The 20,280-nt window shown below is 61.5% G+C and carries 20 protein-coding genes; 3 read left to right on the plus strand and 17 right to left on the minus strand.

All coding sequences use genetic code 11. The features are described 5' to 3' along the window. Positions 1 to 16: 16 nt before the first annotated feature. From BB934_RS38605 to BB934_RS38650, 10 genes are all read right to left on the minus strand, one after another. Positions 17 to 787, minus strand: a complete 771-nt coding sequence (locus BB934_RS38605; RefSeq protein WP_099514995.1) for an SDR family NAD(P)-dependent oxidoreductase — start codon at positions 785 to 787, stop codon at positions 17 to 19. Continuing rightward, positions 784 to 1,611: an SMP-30/gluconolactonase/LRE family protein gene (locus BB934_RS38610; RefSeq protein ID WP_099514996.1), complete on the minus strand. Its 828-nt coding sequence runs from the start codon at positions 1,609 to 1,611 to the stop codon at positions 784 to 786. The genes BB934_RS38605 and BB934_RS38610 overlap by 4 nt, the downstream gene beginning before the upstream one ends. Next, on the minus strand, positions 1,608 to 2,780 hold the full coding sequence (locus BB934_RS38615; RefSeq protein WP_157934590.1) for an extracellular solute-binding protein: 1,173 nt from the start codon (positions 2,778 to 2,780) through the stop codon (positions 1,608 to 1,610). Before BB934_RS38615 ends, BB934_RS38610 begins: the two co-directional genes overlap by 4 nt. Then, on the minus strand, positions 2,777 to 3,793 hold the full coding sequence (locus BB934_RS38620; protein WP_157934591.1) for a mannonate dehydratase: 1,017 nt from the start codon (positions 3,791 to 3,793) through the stop codon (positions 2,777 to 2,779). The genes BB934_RS38615 and BB934_RS38620 overlap by 4 nt, the downstream gene beginning before the upstream one ends. Before the next feature lie 58 nt (positions 3,794 to 3,851). Beyond that, positions 3,852 to 4,841 carry a mannonate dehydratase gene (locus tag BB934_RS38625; RefSeq protein ID WP_237050720.1) on the minus strand — a complete coding sequence of 330 codons (990 nt, stop codon included), beginning with the start codon at positions 4,839 to 4,841 and terminating at the stop codon, positions 3,852 to 3,854. A gap of 26 nt (positions 4,842 to 4,867) precedes the next feature. Further along, the gene (locus BB934_RS38630) at positions 4,868 to 5,920 is read right to left on the minus strand and encodes an ABC transporter ATP-binding protein (protein ID WP_099514999.1); all 1,053 of its coding nucleotides are present in this window, start codon (positions 5,918 to 5,920) and stop codon (positions 4,868 to 4,870) included. 51 nt (positions 5,921 to 5,971) lie between these two features. Next, entirely contained in the window at positions 5,972 to 6,682 is a 711-nt protein-coding gene (locus BB934_RS38635) for an RraA family protein (RefSeq protein ID WP_237050721.1), read from the minus strand. 104 nt (positions 6,683 to 6,786) lie between these two features. Beyond that, positions 6,787 to 7,605, minus strand: a complete 819-nt coding sequence (locus tag BB934_RS38640) for a carbohydrate ABC transporter permease (protein WP_099515001.1) — start codon at positions 7,603 to 7,605, stop codon at positions 6,787 to 6,789. Then, the gene (locus tag BB934_RS38645; protein ID WP_099515002.1) at positions 7,602 to 8,609 is read right to left on the minus strand and encodes a carbohydrate ABC transporter permease; all 1,008 of its coding nucleotides are present in this window, start codon (positions 8,607 to 8,609) and stop codon (positions 7,602 to 7,604) included. The genes BB934_RS38640 and BB934_RS38645 overlap by 4 nt, the downstream gene beginning before the upstream one ends. A 78-nt stretch (positions 8,610 to 8,687) precedes the next feature. Next, positions 8,688 to 9,965 carry an ABC transporter substrate-binding protein gene (locus tag BB934_RS38650; RefSeq protein WP_099515003.1) on the minus strand — a complete coding sequence of 426 codons (1,278 nt, stop codon included), beginning with the start codon at positions 9,963 to 9,965 and terminating at the stop codon, positions 8,688 to 8,690. Between the two features lie 113 nt (positions 9,966 to 10,078). On the opposite strand from BB934_RS38650, the gene BB934_RS38655 reads away from it, so the two are divergent. The 3 genes from BB934_RS38655 (at position 10,079) to BB934_RS38665 (ending at position 12,251) form a co-directional block, all read left to right on the plus strand. After that, on the plus strand, positions 10,079 to 10,846 hold the full coding sequence (locus tag BB934_RS38655) for an IclR family transcriptional regulator (RefSeq protein ID WP_099515004.1): 768 nt from the start codon (positions 10,079 to 10,081) through the stop codon (positions 10,844 to 10,846). A gap of 126 nt (positions 10,847 to 10,972) precedes the next feature. Beyond that, positions 10,973 to 11,320: an oligopeptide/dipeptide ABC transporter ATP-binding protein gene (locus tag BB934_RS38660; RefSeq protein WP_099515005.1), complete on the plus strand. Its 348-nt coding sequence runs from the start codon at positions 10,973 to 10,975 to the stop codon at positions 11,318 to 11,320. Next, the gene (locus BB934_RS38665) at positions 11,241 to 12,251 is read left to right on the plus strand and encodes an ABC transporter ATP-binding protein (protein WP_099515006.1); all 1,011 of its coding nucleotides are present in this window, start codon (positions 11,241 to 11,243) and stop codon (positions 12,249 to 12,251) included. The genes BB934_RS38660 and BB934_RS38665 overlap by 80 nt, the downstream gene beginning before the upstream one ends. 329 nt (positions 12,252 to 12,580) lie before the next feature. Here the strand turns inward: BB934_RS38665 and BB934_RS38670 are convergent, their stop codons facing one another. The 7 genes from BB934_RS38670 to BB934_RS38700 all read right to left on the minus strand — a co-directional run bounded on the left by BB934_RS38670 (position 12,581) and on the right by BB934_RS38700 (position 20,153). Further along, entirely contained in the window at positions 12,581 to 14,260 is a 1,680-nt protein-coding gene (locus BB934_RS38670; protein ID WP_099515007.1) for an MFS transporter, read from the minus strand. Positions 14,261 to 14,580: 320 nt separating this feature from the next. Beyond that, entirely contained in the window at positions 14,581 to 14,727 is a 147-nt protein-coding gene (locus tag BB934_RS47960; RefSeq protein ID WP_157934592.1) for a hypothetical protein, read from the minus strand. A gap of 100 nt (positions 14,728 to 14,827) precedes the next feature. Continuing rightward, the gene (locus tag BB934_RS38675) at positions 14,828 to 16,333 is read right to left on the minus strand and encodes a tripartite tricarboxylate transporter permease (protein ID WP_099515008.1); all 1,506 of its coding nucleotides are present in this window, start codon (positions 16,331 to 16,333) and stop codon (positions 14,828 to 14,830) included. Beyond that, positions 16,333 to 16,788 carry a tripartite tricarboxylate transporter TctB family protein gene (locus BB934_RS38680; protein WP_099515009.1) on the minus strand — a complete coding sequence of 152 codons (456 nt, stop codon included), beginning with the start codon at positions 16,786 to 16,788 and terminating at the stop codon, positions 16,333 to 16,335. The genes BB934_RS38675 and BB934_RS38680 overlap by 1 nt, the downstream gene beginning before the upstream one ends. A gap of 65 nt (positions 16,789 to 16,853) precedes the next feature. Beyond that, positions 16,854 to 17,726, minus strand: coding sequence for an NAD-dependent epimerase/dehydratase family protein (locus BB934_RS38685; RefSeq protein ID WP_099515010.1), 873 nt, complete (start codon positions 17,724 to 17,726; stop codon positions 16,854 to 16,856). Positions 17,727 to 18,074: 348 nt separating this feature from the next. Then, a complete protein-coding gene (locus tag BB934_RS38695; protein ID WP_099515012.1) occupies positions 18,075 to 19,292 on the minus strand; it encodes a mandelate racemase/muconate lactonizing enzyme family protein in 1,218 nt (405 codons plus the stop codon). A gap of 48 nt (positions 19,293 to 19,340) precedes the next feature. Then, positions 19,341 to 20,153 carry a Bug family tripartite tricarboxylate transporter substrate binding protein gene (locus tag BB934_RS38700; RefSeq protein WP_157934593.1) on the minus strand — a complete coding sequence of 271 codons (813 nt, stop codon included), beginning with the start codon at positions 20,151 to 20,153 and terminating at the stop codon, positions 19,341 to 19,343. Positions 20,154 to 20,280: the final 127 nt, after the last annotated feature.

Consider the following 20,280-nt stretch of genomic DNA (forward strand, 5'->3'; position numbering starts at 1 on the left):
CCGACCCTATTGACCTCTAGCCAAGATGCATCCCGCCATCCACGAGCAGGTCCACCCCTGTCATGTAGCGGCCGGCTTCCGAGCACAGGAGAACGACTGCTCCCGAACAATCGACGGGCTCTCCGACGAACCCCATGGGAATGCGCTCGACCGCCCATTCATGATATTTGGGATCAGAGAGCACGGCGGCATTGCGATCAGTCAGAATGGCTCCGGGCGCGATGTTGTTGACGGTGACCCCGGTCCGGCTCAGCTGGAGAGCGAGATTGCGGACCATATTGACAAGAGCCGACTTGAGCGCCGCATAGACCACAAGCTGCGGATGCGGGCGAACCTGTTGGACGCTGCCGATTGTTACGACACGCCCCCACTTGCGCTCCACCATGCTCGGGATCGTCGCTTGAAGAAGCTCCAATGTCCCCAGCATGTTCGCATCGAACTGCTGTCGCCCGCTGCTCCAGGCTGTCTCGTCCCACGGCTGGCGGATCTCGACGGCAGCGTTTGCGATGACGATGTCGAGTGGACCGCCAAGTTGGTCCGCGGCTTGTTCGGCCATGCGGCGCGAAGCTCCCTCCTGGGAAACGTCGCCGCCCACCACAGTGGTGCGGACACCAAACTCTTCGGCTTGCCGGGCCGCCTTGCTCGCTTCGTCTTCGCGGCTCACGTAGTGGAATGCAACCGCTGCGCCATGCTCCGCCAAGCCGAGTGCGATGGCTTGGCCGATGCCCCGGCTTGAGCCAGTGACAAGTGCGCGCCGGCCGGACAGATTGAAGAGATTTGATGTCATGATGATCTCGGAAAAAGAACCGGGAGGGATCGAATGGAGGGATAGGACAAGAGCTGCCCGTGCTCGGCTTCCGTTACCACAAGCCCCTGCTGTCCCGAGGGATCGAAGGCAACGTTTGTTGGCCGTTGTCCTGGTGTTGCGATGGTCCCCTTTGGACCGCCATTGTGATCGAACAGTCTCACTAGGCCTTGGCCGAAGATCGCCACATAGAGGAGCCCATCATTCGCAAAGGCCATCCCGTCCGGGCCGATGGGGCCTCCGACCTCGATCCAAGGCTGGGGATCAACCCAAACTCTCTTGAAAGGATCCCATACGCCTTTCCAAAGACGATGCCGATAGGTCTCGGCGACAACAAGGTGAGCGCCATCCGGCGTGAAGGCGAGACCGTTCGGAAAGAAGAGGCCATTCGCAATCCGGTGAAGACCGCCATCCGTCCCAAGACAACAGATGTATCCGTTCGGCTCCTGCCGGGCGTCATTGGGGCAGGTGAAGACGAGATTGCCCATGGCGTCGAAGGCGAGATCGTTGGGCTTGCCCAGGGGCTTTCCGTCGATGGCGCTGACGATTGTCGCGGTTTCGCCCGTCAGAGGATCGTGCCGACGCACCGCGTTCGCGCCCTGATCGCAAATCCAAAGCTCGCCGGCCTTGTCGAAGGCCAGGCCATTCGGCTTTCCCCCGATCACACGGCGATCGATGCTGCCGTCGTTGCGGCGACAGCCGAGCACACTCCCGTCGATCTCTACCCACCACAAGGTTCCATCCGGCTCAAACGCCGGGCCTTCAGGGAAGGCCAGGCCCTCGGCCACCACTCTGCTCGCCGTCATGGCTCAGTCGACTCTGCTCGTGATTGCGGCACGCGCCGCATTCCTTCACGCCATGCCTCACTGAGATCGCGCAGCGCAGCCCGTGCGTCTCCTTGTCCAACGACAATCCTGTGCAGGAGGCCCGCCGCGAAGTTCTGGAAATCATGGAAGCCCGCGGCATTGGGCCGGACATAGGCCTGTTCGGCACTGGCGAGGGTATTGGAGAAGAACCCCCCTGTAAGATCGTCGGCGACAGGGTTTTCCCATGCAGCCCGCTGAGCCGGCTGACCTCCGGCGCTCACGTAGACGGTGCTCTGGATATCGGGTGAGGTGAGCCACGCCGCATGCTGGGCCGCCTCATGCGGGTACTTCGACCGTACGGAGACGCCGATACCGGCACCACCCAGAATGGCACCGCGCGGACAGCCCGGTCCAAGCCGAGGATTGTGAAACGCGAGGCGGTGCGGAGCATAGCCTCTCATGCCATACGTGCAGTAGCCATACGTGAGGGGAACGAAGGCAATGTCGTCTGTCGTCGCCAGGCGATTGAGGAGGGCCACCGGATAGGTCTCGTAGCACCACGGTTGCACATGGAGCGCGAGAGCCTGCAGGTCCTTCAAGGCCGCATGTGCGATGTCGGGGTCGAAGGCGAGGTCTGACTTGAAGGCCTCGCTCCCGGCATGGGCGCACAGGGTCAGGAAGGCGCCCCATATCCCGGTTGGACGCATCGGCATGGCGACGCTGCCCGTATCTCGGGCCAGTGCGACGGTCTCAGACCAGTTCCGCGGCAGTCCCACCCCGAAGCGGTCGAGCAGGTCAGGCCGCGAGGCCGCGACATGGGTCGCGACGTCGATGGGCAGCGCAGTCTGGGCAGCGCCGACCGTAAAGGCCTCATAGAGCGGCCCGACGGTGCCCTCGTGCCTGGCCCGGAGCACATCCGCCGGAAGGAGTTCGTTCAGTGGACGGACCCATCCGCTGGCAAGGGCTTCACCCGCGAACGGATAGTCGAACACGAGCAGATCGTAGTCATCAAGAAAGCGCTCGAGCGGCTCCTCACCGAAGGACCAGAGCGAACGCGTCTCCCATGTCACCTTCTGGTCGGAGTGAAAATCCTCCCAGACCCGCCCGAGCGCCGCCAAGGGCGCAAAGCCGCGCGTGTGGGCCCAGGTTATGCCACGCAGGTGGATCACGGCCGACCCTCCCTGCTCCTGCGAACCGCAGCGATCGTCGCCTTGAGGTAGCCGATCGTGAACGCGCGGGCGGCAAACCCGCCCATCGGGTGGTGATACGGCGTCTTCTTGGCCGAGAGCTCCGTCCGCCACTCGATATCCATATCGATCTGCGGCACGTGGCCCGGGATCATGACGCCATTGAAGCCGACCTCGTCCAAGGCCGCGATGAGTTCAATCGGATCGTAATCCGCATCGTCGACGAAGCTTTCGGTGAAGGCCGGTACGGTGCCCTTCGTGGCCTGGAAATGCACATAATGAAGCTTGCCGAGCGGCCCGAAATGGTGGATCGCCTCGACGAGGTCAGCCCCCATCGCGCCCCAATTGCCGAGGCAGAACGTGAGCCCATGGGCCTCGCTCGGCTGGATCGCGAGCGCGCGCTCGAGATTGGCGCGCGAGCGCATCAGACAGGGCAATCCGCCGAGTCGCTCGACCGGCGGATCGTTGGGATGAATCGAGAGCTTCACGCCCTCGGCCTCGGCGGCCGGGATGACGCGGCGGATGAAGTATTCGTAGTTGTCCCAGAATTCCTCTTCCGAATATTCACGGTCGGCGATCAGAGGCGCGTTGCGCATGAGGTTGTAGTCGAAGCCGGTTGCCTTGGCGCCGCCGCGGATCGGGTTCGCATAGGTGGAGCGCCAGACACCGTTGATCATCCAGTTGTAGCCAAGATGCGGAATGCCGGCGCGTCCGACAGCCTGAATCATGCGCTTGTAGGCTTCGATCTGATCGTCCCGGCCCTCTTTGCCGAGGACGATCCGGTCGTAGAAATGCGCGGACACGCTCTCAACAGCGAACACGCGCAGTCCGTGTGCCTCGCACCGTGTGCGGATGCTCAGGAGTTCCTTGAAGCTGACGGCCTTCGGCGTCGGGAAGGTCGTCGCCCACAGGATGGTGTCGTCGATGCCGAGTTGCTTCATGAAGCGGAGGCGGTCGTCCGTCGGCGGCCAGAAGGTCGCCATCGCCGTTCGCATCGAAAGGCTCTTCCAATCGTGTCGTGGCGGCAGCGTCTCTAAAGCAGTCATTGTTCCCTCACGCGTTCCAAGTCAGACCGGTGGCCTGCATCAGGCCTTTCATATACCCGACAGTGTAGACCATGCCTGTGGCCTCATATCCGACATTGGTGCCGGAGACCTCTCCCTGGTGGACAGGATCGCCCGCCATGGCAGGCGCATGATCGGGCCGGATTGGACCATCAAAGCCGATATCGCGGTAGGTGCGGAACATCGCCGCCATGTCGCTGTCACCCTCCTCCGGAAAGGTCTCGACGAAACTCTCGGCCGTTCCGCGAACATCGCGGACATGCACGAAAAAAATTCTGTTCGCGAAGCGCTGGACCGTCTGGATGACGTCCTCGCCCATGGTCTGAAAACTGCCTTGGCAGAAGGTGAGCCCCACCTGCGGGCTTTGGGCGAGGTCAATGGCGCGCGCGATCGCGTCGGCCGAGGTCAGAATGCGCCCGACGCCGCGGATTCGCCCGACCGGCGGGTCATCCGGGTGGAGGCCCATCCGCACGCCCGCCTCCTCGGCCGCAGGCGCGACCCGACGGATAAAGTAGGCGTAATTATCCCAGACATCATCGACCGGAATGATGCCGGCCGGCGTTGGACCCAGGGCCTCCGCCTCGCTGGCCTCGAAGCCGCTGACGAAGGCGCCGCCCCTTGCCGGCACGGCGGTGCCGGTGCGCTGCCAACCGGTGACCATGAAATTCAGGCACAGGAGCGGTATTCCGGCCTTGCCCATGTTGGCGAGCATGCGCTTGTAACGCTCGATATCCTCATCGCGGCCGGGAAGCCCCTGCTTGATGCGGCTCATATCGAATTGATCGCCCTCAAGCCCAATGATCTCGAGGCCGCCTGCCCGGTAGCGGGCTTGGTGCGCCATCAGGCTGTCGAGATCCCAAGGCGGAAGGGTGCCCGTCCCTTCCGGCGCAAGCTTGGCGATCGCCTGCTTCACGCCCATTTGGGAGGCGAGCGTCCACCGGATATCGGGACGCGGCGGGAGCAGCATACAGAGTTTCATAATCGTGGCTCGTGTGTGTCGGGCGCTTAATTCAACCGAATGCCGCTGTCTTTGTCGAAGAGGTGCACGAGGGCGGGATCAGGCTGGACCTGGAGGATGTCGCCGGGCTTCGCGCTGATCCGTTCGCGGAAGACGCAGGTGATGTCGCGTCCGCCCGCTCTGCAGACGACCTGCGTCTCGGACCCTGTGGGTTCAATGACGATGACCTCCACGGGCAGGCCCTCGCCCGTGAGCCTGAAATGCTCCGGGCGGACGCCATAATAAACGGGCCGTCCGTCCGAGGCCGCAGGAGCATTCTGAACTGGAAGGCGCAGATCCCCCATGGCAAACCCGGCGGGGCTGAGGCGACCGTCCAGGATGTTCATGGCCGGCGAGCCGATGAAGCCGGCCACAAACAGGTTCGCCGGACGGTCATAGAGCTCGAGCGGTGCGCCGACCTGTTCGACCTCGCCGTCATGCATCACCACGATCTTGTCGGCCATGGTCATGGCCTCAATCTGATCGTGTGTGACATAGACCGTGGTGGTCTTCAGGCGCTGGTGCAACGCCTTGATCTCGGTGCGCATCTGCACCCGCAGCTTGGCGTCGAGGTTCGAGAGCGGCTCGTCGAAGAGGAAGACCTGCGGGTCGCGCACAATGGCGCGGCCCATGGCCACACGCTGGCGCTGGCCGCCGGAGAGCTGGCGCGGATACCGGGCGAGGAGCGGGGTCAGGCCGAGGATTTCTGCGGCCCGGTTGACCTTTGTGCCGATCTCGCTCTTGGGGACGTTCTTGAGCTTGAGCGAGAACGCCATGTTGTCGCCAACCGTCATATGCGGGTAGAGCGCATAATTCTGAAACACCATGGCGATGTCACGCTCCTTGGGCGGCACATTGTTGACCACCCGCGGGCCGATGCGGATCTCGCCATCGGTGATGTTCTCCAGCCCGGCCACCATCCGCAACAAGGTCGATTTTCCACAGCCCGAGGGGCCGACGAGGATGACGAATTCCCCATCCTCGATGTCGACCGACACCCCCCGGATGATCGGGACGGATCCAAAGGATTTATGGACGTGTTCGATGGTGACGCGTGCCATGGCTTGATTTCCTCTTCACGACAGGCTGATTGAAGGGGCGGGCGCTCGCATTTAGAAATAGCCGCCCTTCTTGGTGATCTCCTGGACGGAATCACCATCGGCGACCCATTGGAAGATCTGCTTCTCGTTGCGGGTGATCTCCTCGGCCCGTAGAAGTACGTCCATGGCGACCCGACGGGGGACGACAATGACACCGTCAATGTCGCCGATGACGACGTCGCCCGGACGCACCATGACGGTGCCGAATTTGACCGGGAGCTGATAATGCGTGATGAGACAGCGGCCGAGCGAACCATTGGGGCTGCGGTACTTGTAGAAGATCGGAAAATCCTTCTCCAGGATCTGGTTGGTATCACGGATGCCGCCGTCGATGGCGGCTCCCCGGATTCCCTTGCCGACGGCCGTGGCTGTCATGACACCGCCCCAGGCCGTCGAGTCCATGTCCCCCGACGTATCCCAGACGACAAATGTGTCCTCGCCGATCTCATCGAGCATCTGGGTGCGAAACGTCAGTTCTCCAGTGACCTTGGTGTTCGGGGCGCTCTTCACGGTGAAAGCAATGCCGGCCACGGTCCGCTCTGGCCGCAGCGGTTGCAGGTAGCCCGGCAGAGCTTGGTCCATCAGGCAGAACTCGCGCAACACGTCGCTGATGGCGCCCGTGTAAAGTTTCTCGTACCGCTGGAGAAGATCCTTCGTGGGAACCGGGAATTCAGCGATCACGATGGTCTCGCGCTCGGCGATGAGGCGTTCAAGCTTCATCATTCCGGCTTCCCGCTGGAGAGCGCCGGTATCGACAGAACTTCTGCTGGCAGGTACTGACATTGAAAAAGTCTCCTTGGTATCGGTTTTCAATCGGTTCGGGTTGATCAGCCTTTGACCGCGCCGGCCATCAGGCCCTGTGCGATGTGCTTCTGGAGAATGAAGGTCGCCGCGAGGATCGGCGCGAGCGCCGTCACGGATGCGGCCATCACTTCCGGCCAATCGACACCCGTGTCGCCGACGAATTCGGCGATAACGACAGGCAACGTGCGCGCATTGCGGCTCGTGAGGATCAAGGCAAACAGGAAGTCGTTCCACGAGACGATGAAGGCAAAGATCGCCGTTGCAACGATGCCAGGCGCCATGAGGGGAAGCGTGATCTTGCGGACCGCCGTGAAGCGCGACGCACCGTCAATCATGGCGCATTCCTCCAGCTCCTTCGGAATGGCGTCGAAATAGCCTTTCAACATCCAGGTCGCGAGCGGCACGTTAAGCGCGACGTAGGCCAAGGCGAGGCCCCAATAGGTGTCATGACCACCAATCGCTTTGAGATTGAGGTAAAACGGCAAGATCAAGGCGACTGGCGGGAAGATGCGCGTCACCAGCATGGCAAAGAGTAATGATTGCGCGCCGATAAAGCGGAACCGCGACACGGCATAGGCTGCGAGCAGGCCGAGAGTGAGACCGACCGTCAGGGCAATGGCGCTGATGGCGAGGCTGTTTAGAAGCGCAGGGCCGAACCCGGCTTTGCTCCATGCTGCCTGATAGGCCTGAAACGTTGGCGTGAAGACAAAGTCCGGCGGAACTTTCAGGGCCTGAACCTGCGTCTTGAGCGACAGATTGATCATCCAGGCGATTGGGAACAGCGTGGTCGCCGCGGCGATCACGGCAAGGAACGAGAGAAGCACAAGGGTTCTTCGGTTCATGTGGGCTCGCTCCGGTAAAGAACACGGATGAGGACAAGGGCCAGGACGGCTGTCAGTCCAAGAAGCAAGATCGAGAGCGCTGCGGCGTAGCCCATCCGGAACTGCTCGAACGCGGCTTTGTAGATCAGAATCGAGATTGTCTCTGTTGCACTCTGGGGCCCCCCTCGGGTGAGGGCCCACACCTCGTCGAAGAGCCGAATGGTGAAGACGAGCCGAAACAGCAAGGCGACGAGGATCGCCGGCCTGAGAAGCGGCAACGTCACATAGCGAAAACGCTGAACGAGGGATGCTCCGTCGACAATCGCCGCCTCATAGGGCTCGGCGGGAATCATTTGAAGCGCCCCTAACAGAACAAGAAACACGAAGGCGGTGTTATGCCAGACTTCGGTGATCAGGAGCGCAATGAAGGCCGTGCTCGGATCCGAGAGCCAATGGACGGGTCCCAGGCCAACAAGCGACAGGAAGTAGTTCACCACCCCGAACTCGGCATGCCAGAGCACCTTGAAGATCAGTCCCACGACGATGGGCGTTGCCATGACAGGAGCCACAAGGAACGTGCGGATCAGGCGACGGCCGTAGATCTGCTCGTTAACAAGCATTGCTAACGACAGCCCGAGGACGAATTCGATTCCGACCGCCAGGATCGTGAAACCTGCAGTAACACCTAAAGAATGCAGAAACCCTGGATCGGCAAGGATTGCGCTGTAGTTGCCAAGACCGATGAGCTGTTCGGGAGCGTCGGAGTCGAGGATGTTCCAGTCGAACAGGCTGATGTAGACGTTGTAGAGGATAGGATAGCCAACCGTGACGGCCAGCGCGATCACAGCGGGAGCGATGAGCAGATAGGGAATGGCTCGATCGCCAAGGCCGTCTCGCATTCTCTTGAGCGCTCCTGTTGGGCCGCGCGATAAAGGCTCGGCCACGGCGCGATCCATGCGCGCGCTCTGTCGGTTGGCTGGTATCGGCTGCACGTCAAGCGCGACGCCGTCAGGCTGTGTTCGCATCGTTCCGCCCCTGGCAAGGGTGTGCTTGGCATTCAGACGAGCGGGGGCCGGTATGACACGGCCCTTCGCCACGCTGGTTCACTTCAGGATCGGGGCGACCTCACGCTCGGCTGCGGCGAGTGCCTCCTTGGCCGTGACGCTGCCCGCTTGAGCAGCACTGACATGCTTCACAAGGATATCCTGCACGCGAACAAACTCCCCCGATACGGGCATAGTCCGCGCCTTTGGGAGCGCCTCGGCCAGAGCCGAAGCAACGGGCACTTTTGCGATGAAATCCGGATGGGCGGCCACTGCCGGTCGGCTGATCGGGTTGCCGTGATTCACGGCCATCCAAAGCTGCTGCTCAGGCGCCGTGAGCCAGTTGATGAACTCCCAGGCGGCGTCCTTGCGCTTCGACTTGCCATTGAGAAACAGTCCCCATCCCCGACCGAAGTAGGCGTTGTCCACGGCAGGATCGCGTGGCGCGGCGGCATAGCCGATTTTGCCGGCCACCTGGCTCTTCTCCTTATTCTCAAGCTGTGACCAGTAAGCGTCGAACATGATCGACATGGCCGCCTTGCCCTGTGCCATCGCGCTGATGGCGTCATCGAAGCTGTAAGACAGGACCCCTGGGCTCACGAGCCCCTCGGCGACAAAGCGCCGGCGCATCTCTGTGGCCTTGATCGCCGAGGGCGTGTTGAAGGCAGGCTTCTTGCCATCGGGTGAAAGGATATCTACGCCGAGGGGAGCTGCCCAATCGTACCAGTCGTAGAGACCTTGGTTGGCTTGGACACCCTGATAGACGGCGCCGTAGACGTCGGTTTTGCCGTCTCCATCGGCGTCCTTGGTCAGCTTCTTCGCTGCCTCATAGTATTCGTCGAGGGTCTTTGGCACCGCAACGCCGGCCTGCTCGAGGAGGTCCTTGCGGTAGAACAGAATGTCGACTGACATCCGCAGTGGGATGGCGTAGAGCTTGCCTTCTGGCGTCTGTGGAATGCGGAACTGACGCACAAAGCCTTCCGAGAATGCGTCGATACCGCCAGGAACGGGCTTCTTGGCGAGATACGGCTCAAGCGGCTCGACGTAACGCGTTAGGCGATCTGACCAGAAGTTCGCCATCGTCATCACATCATAGGCATCGCTGCCTGCGATGAACTCGGCGGGTATGCGCTGCGCCAGCGCGTCGGTCGGGAAGGTCGTGACCTCGACCTTGATACCGGTGCGCTCCGTGAACTGTTTCAGAAGTTCACCCTTGCCGGTGACGTCGTAGATCACGGGATGGGTGATCCACGTGATTGTTTGCTGCTGGGCGGCCGCCGGAACTGTCATCAGTGCCAGCGTGGCCGCAAGCGCTGTGCGCCTCGTGAGATGCGTCATGGTCGTCTCCTCCTTTGCGTTTCCTCAAAATCCGCTTGTTTCATATTTGAAACCATGCTTCTTATATGAATTAAGAATGTCGAGAACCGCCTCATCTGTCAAGGGAGTTCGCCATGGACGACGGAGCTGTCGCTGCAATTCACCGCATTCCGGTCATTGATAAGATGATGACCGTGCTCTTCGCCCTGGAGGGAGCACTGGACGGGGCGTCCGCGGTAAAGCTTGCCCGCGACCTGAAGCTCTCGCGCACAACCGTCTACCGGATGCTGAACACGCTGGCTGAGCATGGAATCGTGACCCGCCACCCAGGTGAGGCTGTGTTCTCGTTGGGACCAACTCTTGTGCGTCTGGCGCGACAGGTCCCAACGCCACCCGATCTCGCAAGCGTGTGCCGTCCCTATATTGAAGACCTTGCGGCTCGCGAGGGTCGCACCGTGAAGGTCTCGATCCGCGACCGCGACGAAGCCGTGGTCATCGGTGTTGCGCTCGGCAGTGGCCCCTTTAGCATTGCCGCACAGGTCGGGCGACGCTTTCCGCTTCACGCGGGCGCTGCAAGCAAACTCTTGCTCGCCTATGCCGGAGAGCAGGACGTCCATTTGGTGCTGTCGCGCAAGCTATTTCCGCATACGGACACGACAATCGTTGACAAGGCAGCACTGCGGCACGAGCTAGCGGAGATCCGAAGCAAGGGCTGGGCCGAGGACCGCGGTGAGTTCGTCCAAGGTGTCAGAGCACTCGCGGCTCCCATTCATGATGCGGGGCAGCGCGTGGTCGCGGCACTCAGCATTACGTTCGTTGCAAACGCTGAGGAACTCTCTGAGCATATCGTACCCGAATTGCTGCGAACCGCCGAGGCGATTTCACGCCGCTTGGGAGCTTGAACCAGAGGGGTGCCTCTTTGCTACCACCCAGAGACATGGCACGAACCACGCCCCTCTGGCGGGCGAGAACCCAGCGTCGGTCCGGCATAGGCGGGAGCAGCATCGACAGCTACGCACGATCTCGGGGTGGGCGCCGAGGTCGTCGAGACGGGCGAAACTGCAACGATTCTCTCGCGACCGACCCATCCCTACACGAAAGGCCTTCTCGCCTCGCTGCCACGCCTCGCGCCAAAACGCGCGCGCCCGCACCGCCTTGCGGTCTTGGCCGGGCAAGTGCCCGACCTGCGCCTCCTTCCCGGCGCGTGCGCCTTCTCCCCGAGCTGGAAGCTACCGATCAGGGGGCATCGATGCGCTGCCTACGATGGCGGGACACCAGCATCAAGGAGGATGCGACATGAACCGGCCCCTGCTCGAAGTCCAGGGTCTCAAGCAATATTATCCTACCGGCTCTGGCGAAACAGCAACGGCTGTTAAGGCGGTTGACGGTGTTTCGTTCTCGATCGCCCGCGGTGAGGTTCTCGGCCTTGTCGGAGAATCCGGATCCGGCAAAAGCACCATTGGCAAGGCAGTCGTGGGGCTTGTGCAGCTGACCTCGGGTGAGATCCGGCTCGAGGGGGTAACGCTCGCCGAGGCGTTACGCAACCAGCAGGGTTCCGCCCGTCGGCGTGTCCAGATGATCTTCCAGGACCCCTACTCCTCCCTCAATCCGCGGCTTCGCGTATCGCAGATCTTGAGCGAGGGGCCGCAGATTCATGGCCTTGCAAAAAACGCTGCCGAACGCGGTCGGCGCGTGCGTGAATTGCTCGATCTCGTCAGTCTGCCCGCATCGGCCACGGAACGGTATCCGCATGAATTCTCAGGCGGCCAGCGCCAGCGTATTGGCATCGCTCGCGCGCTCTCGGTCGAACCTGATCTCATCGTTGTCGATGAAACCGTCTCCGCGCTCGACGTTCCCGTGCAAGCGCAGGTGATCAACCTGCTCGAAGACCTCAAGGAACGGCTCGGATTGACATTGCTGTTCATCGCCCATGATCTTGCTGTGGTGCAGCATGTGAGTGATCGTGTCGCCGTGCTCTACCTCGGCCGGGTGATGGAAATTGCCTCGAGCGACGATCTGTTCGAGCGCGCCCACCACCCCTACACGCGTGCTCTGCTCTCGGCGATCCCGCGACATGACACGCCGACCCAGCACTCCCACATCGAGCTCACGGGCGAAATCCCGAGCCCTATGAGCCCGCCATCCGGCTGTGTGTTCCGCACACGGTGTGCCTTTGCGTTGCCAGCCTGTGCAAAAATCAGGCCCGAACTCACCGAGGTCGCGCCGGGGCACGCCAAAGCCTGCATCCGCGATGACTTGGATGCCCGTGATGGACGCTTGGGCTCCCGTGGCACAGATCAGTCCTGAAATTCTGTCCCGGTATGCACGCCCTTGATGCCAGTGGCTCGATGAATGTTCGGCTTGACCCCTCTCTGCCAGGGAATGATGAAGAAGTGCAGCGCTTGGGGCTGATCGTGGTGTGTTGTTGTCCTTTTACAGGCATCAGGTAAACGGCGAGGCATCATGCGGAGTAAAGTTCGCGTCCGTCCTTTCAAGACCTTCAACTTCAGTCAGGATTTGCGGCAGAGGCCGCCTGCATGACTCTTATGCACGAGGCGCAGCTGCATCCCCCTACTCTCCTGCGTACTTGCCCACCCTTCAGCTTTCGGGTGACAAGGCCGGGTTGTGGCAAGGGCTCAGGACGACCGGGTCGTATCTGTGAGCGGGTCGGCCATGTCATCGGCCTGAGCCTCCGGGTCCGAGGTCGGCCAGCCTGTCTGGCGCTCGATCATGCGACGGACATGCGGCCCATCCGGTCCCTGATGGAGTGCCCGCAGCCTGTCTCCCACGGCAGCGTCAGCCTGTGTGATACGCTGGCTGAGCCGCACGTATTCCAGCCACGTGGAGACGCGATAGAGCTCGATCCAGATGTGCGGGTTTTCCAAGTCACGCAACAGCGACCAGTGACGCGCCCCATCCCGGCGTCTGATCCGTTTTCGCTCCGCCATGACTGCGAGAAATGCCATCACATCCGCTTCGCGGATGACGTATTCGACTGTAACCACGATGGGACCGCTGCGTAGGCGGATGTCCAAGGCGATGTTGGGCTCCGTCCACCGATTAAGCGGATCGAGGTTCGGCATCTTCAACTCGGGCAGCGGAAAGCGAACGCCGAGCACGGTTCCGGCCAGCAGCACTCCCGCCGACATCAGGAGTGCGTCCGCCGTGCCTAAACGTTCGGCTGCCATGCCCCAGCTCCAGCTGCCGAAGGCCATTCCGCCGAAGGTCGCCATCTGATAGAGCGCGAGAGCGCGACCAACGACCCAACGCGGCGAGGATAGCTGCACGGCGGCATTGAGACTGGTGAGCGCAAGCACCCAACCAGCCCCTTCCAGCGCCATCGCAGCGAAAGTTAGCGATGGGAAGGGGCTCAATCCCGCTACGGCTGCGCAGATCGCGAAGCTGAAGAAGGCGATGCGGACCAGGACCTCAAGTGACAGGGCTTGCCTCAACCGGGCACTGAGCAGAGCACCGCCGACGGCCCCGGCGCCGAAGGCGCCAAGCAGGAGACCGTAGATTAGCGGCCCGCCGTGGATCAGGTCGCGGGCAATGAGCGGCATTAGGGCTTGGACGCCAATGGCAGCGAAGCCGAACACGGCGCTGCGCAACAGAACAACGCCAAGATTGGGCGACATCGCAACATAACGGATGCCCGCAGCCATGGCAGCGCCGAGCGTTTCAGGCGGCAGGATCCTGGGCGTCCCAACAGGGTGCCAGCGTGCCAGAACGACAATCAGGCCGACGGAGCTGATCGCATTTGCCGCGAATGCAGCGAATGCACCGACCGTTGCAACGATTATACCTCCAATGGCAGGTCCCACACTGCGTGCAATATTGAAACCCATACCGTTGAGCGCGATTGCAGCCGGCAGGTCGGATCGTGGCACCATCTCACCCACCAGTGACTGCCACGCCGGACCGTTGAACGCTGTTCCGCAACCGACCAGAAACGTGAAGGCAAGCAGAAGCCAGGGTGTCATCACACCGAAGTAGGTCCATAAGGCAAGAGCGACTGCCACAGTCAGGAGGAAAAGCTGCGATGCCAGCATCAGTTTGCGTCGGTCGGAATTGTCAGCAATGGCTCCCGCCACGAGCGACAAAAGCATAATTGGGAGCGTGATCGATGCTTGTACCAAGGCAACGAGATCGGCGGAACCGCCGATCGAGGTCATCAGCCAGGCCGCGCCAACCGATTGAATCAGACCTCCGAAGTTGGAGGCCAAGCTTGCAATCCAAACAGCGAGAAAGATGTGATGCCGGAAGGGTGACAAGGGAGACCCTTTGTTACCCGACGCTTGATGGTCTCTTGTCAGCATAGACAACTCAGGTTCGCAAGGATGATCAGCAATCGGCCGACGTGGTGGACGTGCGGATATGGCGACCCGCCTGAGGGTCCTAGCAGTGCACAAGGGGCGTCCCTTGAACCAGGGAGAACAGGCGAACTCCTCGTCCTGCCTCTAGCCGGCTTCTGGCGCTCCTGAACCTTGGCGCGACGCGGCACCAGGAAACACTACCGTGCTGTGACCCTCACCTTGTCGCAGTCATCTTTCGCCACCGACCTTTGATCGAGAGTGACTGCGACACCGGTTAGCACTAAGAATTGAGAAACAGTAATCCTCTCATCGATGCTCTCTGGCTAGGGCATCTGACGAGCGATCAGGTACACCACGACTGCTGCCGTGATTGCCGTCAGAATCAAGACATTGTCGATCAGGTTGTTGGGTGCGCCAATCTGGTTCAGTCGCCGCGTGATTAACGCTCCCTTGTAGGGTAGGTATCCCATCGCTTGAGACCTCCCAATGAAGTGCCTCTGTTGTTTTGGCACGGAGACCAGCCTCCTTCATACCCAAATTTGCTCCTCTTCCAGAGCACGTTCCCGTTTCCTAAGCTTCTTGGAAGACTTGCTCCCGCTTGCGGCCGAGGGATGGTAGCAAGGCAAGACAGATCAGGAGTGCGGCCAGTGCCAGAAAAACCGCAGAGAGTGGGCGGGACAGGAAGATGCTGGCATCGCCGTTGGTGATCAGGAGCGCACGGCGCAGGTTCTCCTCCATCATGGGTCCAAGGATGAAGCCAAGCAGAAGCGGCACCGGATCACAGCCGCAACGGGCCAGAGCCAGCCCGATAAGACCGAAAGCGGCCATGACATAAACTTCAAAGACCGAAAGCCCGATGACATACACCCCCGTGGAGCAGAACAGAACAATGGCCGGGAACAGGATGCGATAAGGCACCTTGAGCAGTTGAACCCAGACACCGACCATGGGCAGATTGATCACCAGCAGCATCAGATTTCCCACCCACATCGAGACAATCAGACCCCAGAACAGCGAGGGATTGGAGGTCATCACCTGCGGGCCGGGGGCGATGCCATGAATGGTCATGGCTCCGATCATCAGCGCCATGATCGCGTTCGACGGCAGGCCCAGGGTGAGCATGGGAATGAAGGATGTCTGCGCCGCAGCATTGTTGGCCGCTTCCGGTGCTGCAACGCCGCGAATGTCGCCTTTGCCGAATGTTCCACTCGTGCCGGCGATTTTCTTTTCCAGCACATAGGCGGAGAAGGCCGCCAGGGTGGGCCCGCCGCCGGGCAGCACGCCAAGGACCGAGCCCAGCGCCGTGGACCGCAGGACCGCGCCAGCAGAAGCCTTTAGATCCGCCCTGGTCGGGAACAGCCCCGTGATGCGCTTGGTCACCAATGAGCGTTGCTCAGCAGGGTGCCCCAGATTGTTGATGATCTCGGCAAGACCGAACATGCCCATGGCGAGTGGCACAAAACCCAAGCCATCGGCCAGAATGTTGAGATTGAAGGTGAAGCGCTGTGCGCCGGTGTTGACATCCGTGCCGACGAGGCCGAGCAACAGCCCGACAAAGATCATGCCGAGTGCCTTGACCAGATCGCCGTTCGCCAGAACCGTGGCAGCGACCAGCCCGAGCGCCATCAGCGAGAAGTACTCCGCTGCCCCGAAATAGAGTGCCAGTCCAGCCAGGCTGGGACCGACCGCAACGATGAGCGCCGTCGCGATAGAACCCGCCACGAAGGAGCCTATGCCAGCGATCGCCAGAGCTGGACCTGCACGGCCGTTTCTCGCCATCTGATAGCCATCGATGGTGGTGATGACACTCGATGCTTCGCCGGGAATGTTGACGAGGATGGCAGTGGTCGAGCCGCCATACTGCGCACCGTAGTAGATGCCGGCCAGCATGATCAGCGCGCCCTCCGGCGGCAGGGAGAAGGTCAGCGGCAGCAGCATGGCGATGGTGGCGATCGGCCCGATGCCGGGCAGCACGCCGATGAGGGTGCCGATCACCCCCCCTGTCAGACACATGGCGAGGTTGATGGGCGTGAATGTCGTGCTGAGTCCCAACGCGAGATTGGCGAGAATGTCCATTACTGCGCTCCCCCCCAAAGCTTGAGCGGCTGACCCAGGATGATGACAAACAGCAGCGCCGTGCCCAGGCCTAGGAGAACCGCTACCAGAGCAGCTTCCTTCCAGCGCACCCCAGGCAGGCCGAAGGCTGCGATCAACGGCGTCGCGATCGCTGTCGGCACATAGCCGACGCGCTCGATCAGAAAGCCGAACAGAATGACAGCGAACGTGACCGACGCGAGCGCCCGCCACGGCACAATTGCCGCAGGAGGGCCATCAATGCGCAGCGCGCGAAACAGCATAAGAGCGCCGAAGCCAAGGCAGATCCAGCTCAGAATGCGTGGCATGGTCCCGGAGCCGAGTTGGCCGCTAGCGCCTATTCCTGAAAGGTTTGCGCCCAGATAGAGCCCTGCGAACCCCACGCCGAGAAAGATGATCCCGGCCCCAAGATCCTGGGGCGCACGAATGCGTATCATGGTGTTTCTCCCTGCTGTGATCCGTTCTTCTTTTGACTGTCAGCATTCTTGACGGCGAACAGACCTTAATCCTTGTCGAGCTCCGCGCGGAAGGCTGGTGAACTCGTCAGGCCATCGTTGATGTAGGGACCGCCTTGGAAATGCTCGGCAGCATCGTCCTGCGCAAGGTCCGATGCGGGGAAGAGATGGGCGTAAGCATCCGCACTGTCCTGTGGGTGATAGCCAAGACGCTGCGCTGCGGAGTTGTCCCAGAACGAGCGGGAATTGTCCGAAACGCCGTAGACGATCTCGCAGGTATAATCCGCGGTCAGACCAACCTTGGCCAGCGCCACCATGTCAGGATGAGACAACCAAGTCGACAATCCGCGATGGGTGGTTGGCTCGGGCAGGAACATGCCGATCCGCATGCTGAAGGAGCGAATACCGAATTTATAGGCATAGAGAAACCCCAGCTCCTCGCCGAACACTTTGGTGAGGCCGTAGCGCGAGTCAGGCCGCTGTGGCATCGTGCTGTCGATCGTCCGCGAACGCGGATAAAAACCGATCGCATGGTTCGAGCTGGCGTAGAGGACTCGTTCCACCTTGAACTTGCGCGCCGCTTCCCAGATGTTGATCGAGGAGCGGATATTGGCATCGAGCAGAACGTCCCAATCGGCTTCGCGCGGATAGCCTGCGAGATGGATCACAGCCCGGACGCTGCCATCGACAAACATGCTGGCAACGAAGGCTGGATCGGCGAGAGTGCCGACAAACACTTCGTCCTCTTTGTTGCCTGGTCCTGGGTCGAGAATATCCGTTACTTTGAGTGCAAAGGAACCCTTAAAGTGCTCCTTGAGCGCCGGGTCGTGCGGCAGGGTTCGGCGCAGCAATGAGCCAATGCGACCCGCTGCACCAGTGATGAGAATGGTCGGTTTGCCGGAGACTTGGTGCCTTGTCATTTTATCACCCGCTGCCCTAACCCCGCCCTGTCAAGCGGTCTGTCACAGCCTGCTGGACTATGGAATAAAGCCCGAACCGGCTGCTCGCATCACGGACTTCTTCCCTAACCCTGCCCTGATCGGCCGTGTGCTCTACGGTTTTGTCCGCGATCTCCAGCGCGCGATAGGCGGGCATGCCAACGACACCCTCGCCACGTTCGTTCCTAAGCGGGGCATCGAAGTTGAGGGCCCCCTGCCCTCGCAGAAAGGCGTCAGGGTAGCGGCAACCGAACAACACTGCGCCCCGCGTCGCGGGCGGCGCCACCAGGTTGGTGTGACCTTGTGTGGAACGAGCTGTCGCGGCCTGGATCATGGCGCTACAGGGCCTAATTCTGACGTCAGCAGTTCGGCGCGGCGGCGGCGCATGGCGACATAGGTTGCGCCCGCCTCGTCAGGATCTTGCCAGCCGCCGGTGGCGATCGCGACATTGCGCTGGCTTGGATGAGCCGCGATGAACTCCTCGACCAGCCCGACGCCCAGACCTGGGCCGTCAGGCACGGTGATATGGCCATCGATAGCTTCCAGCGGCGGCTTGATGGCCTCGGCCTTGCCGGACCAGTCCGGCTCCAGGCGCTCCATCATGAGTGCGTTGGGGATGGCCGCCATCAGGTGCGCGGCGGCGAACTCCGCCACGGGGCCGAGCGAGCCGGAATGCGGCGCGAACTGCACGAAATGCGTCTCCGCCAGCGCGGCGATTTTCTTCATTTCGGTAATCCCACCGGCGCGACCGGTATCGGGCTGGATGATATCGACAAGGCCCTGCTTGATCAGAGAATACGCACCCCACTTCGTCGCGAAGCGCTCTCCGCCCGCAATTGGGGTATGCGGCAGGGCGCGGCGCACGCGGCCCCACCCTTCCATGTCTTCCGGCGCGACCGGGTCTTCCAGGAACAGCAGATTGTAGGGTTCCAGTGCCTTGCCAATGGAAATGGCGTCGTTGGCGGGCAGCCAGGGCGGACCGTGCAGATCGACGGCCAAATCGATTGTAGGACCGAGCGCCGCGCGCATTTCGGCAACACGCTTGACAATGCCGGCATGGCCGCCCAGCTTAACTGTCGTGACGCCGCGCGCGGCCAGCGCCTTCGCGTCCAAGACGCTTTTGGCGTGGGCATAGTAGCGTACCCTGCCCCGCACTTTGCCGCCAAGCAGGTTCCAGACCGGTGTCGAGAGCGCCTTGCCCTTGATATCCCAGAGTGCCATGTCGATCGCCGTGATCGCGCCTGCGCCCACAACCCCGGTATCACCATGTCCCATCAGGGCGAGACGCATGCGCTGCCACAGCTGTTCGATGTTGCGCGGATCCTGCCCGATCAGCTCCGACTTGAGATCAGTGACTGCCGTATGAATCACTCTCGGCCAGCCTGAGCCTTCGCCAATGCCGACCAATCCTGGCACATCGGTGATGACCTTGACGAACAGCCAGTTCCGGCCCGTTGCGAGTGCACTTTGCCCACCTGAGCCAGTCCATGAGGTGACGGATGGCGCACCGGCCTGCATCAGCAGGGGAACAATATCAACGATTCTCATTGGCCCTATTTCATTGCTGAGAGTGCTGGAATGGTGTGCCTGCACGCCTTATTGCGGCTTGTAGCCGATCACCTTGATAAGATCGCCGAACCGTGTGATCTCTTCGAGATAGTATTTCTGGAACTCAGCCGGACTGGCGCTTGTCTCGACCTCATTGCCGAGATCCTCGAGTTTCTTGCGCAGATCCGGCTTGTCGAGGGCTGCCAAAGTTGCAGCATGCAGCTTGTCGACAATCGGCTGCGGCGTCCCGGCCTTGACACAGATGCCCATCCAGCTCCGGAAAAAGCCGGCCGGCGTAACCCCGGCAGAACTTGCTGTCGGGATCTTCTCAAAACCCTTTACGGGCGTGTCCTGCATCATGGCCACGCCATGCAAGGTCCCGCTGTCAAGCAATCCCTTTAGCGTGGCCGACATCAGGTCAAAGACCACATCGACTTCCCCGGACATCAGCGCCTGTACGGCGAGTGCGCCGCCGCGATAGGGCACCAGCTTGAACTTGAAGTTCTGATCCCGCGCCAGAAGCTCAGGCGCGAGATGGGACGAGGTCCCGTATACACCACCAAACTTCAACTCACCATTCTTGGCTTTCGCTGCCGCAACGACGTCTTGCACTGTTTTGAGGCCCGATCTCGGGTGGGTCAGCATGACGACGGGAATGCTGGTGATCTGAGTGACCATCGTCAGATCCTTTTGCGGATCGTAGCCCACATCCATCGTGAAGGGGTTGGTCGCCAGCACGATCTGCGCGAGATAGATGGTGTGCCCGTCGGCTGGGGCGCCGATCAGGCTTTGTGTCGCGATGTTGCCACTGGCGCCCGGCTTACTCTCAACAACAAACTGCTGACCGAGGCTCTTCGACAACTCCGCTCCAAGGTGCCGGGCGACGGTGTCGGAGGCCCCACCAGCGGGAAACCCGATTACGAAGCGCACAGGGCGCGACGGGTAGGCTGCTTGGGCGCCCGCCGTGCCCGGCCCGATCAGCGCGGCG

The sequence above is a fragment of the Microvirga ossetica genome, assembly GCF_002741015.1.
Classification (GTDB): domain Bacteria; phylum Pseudomonadota; class Alphaproteobacteria; order Rhizobiales; family Beijerinckiaceae; genus Microvirga; species Microvirga ossetica.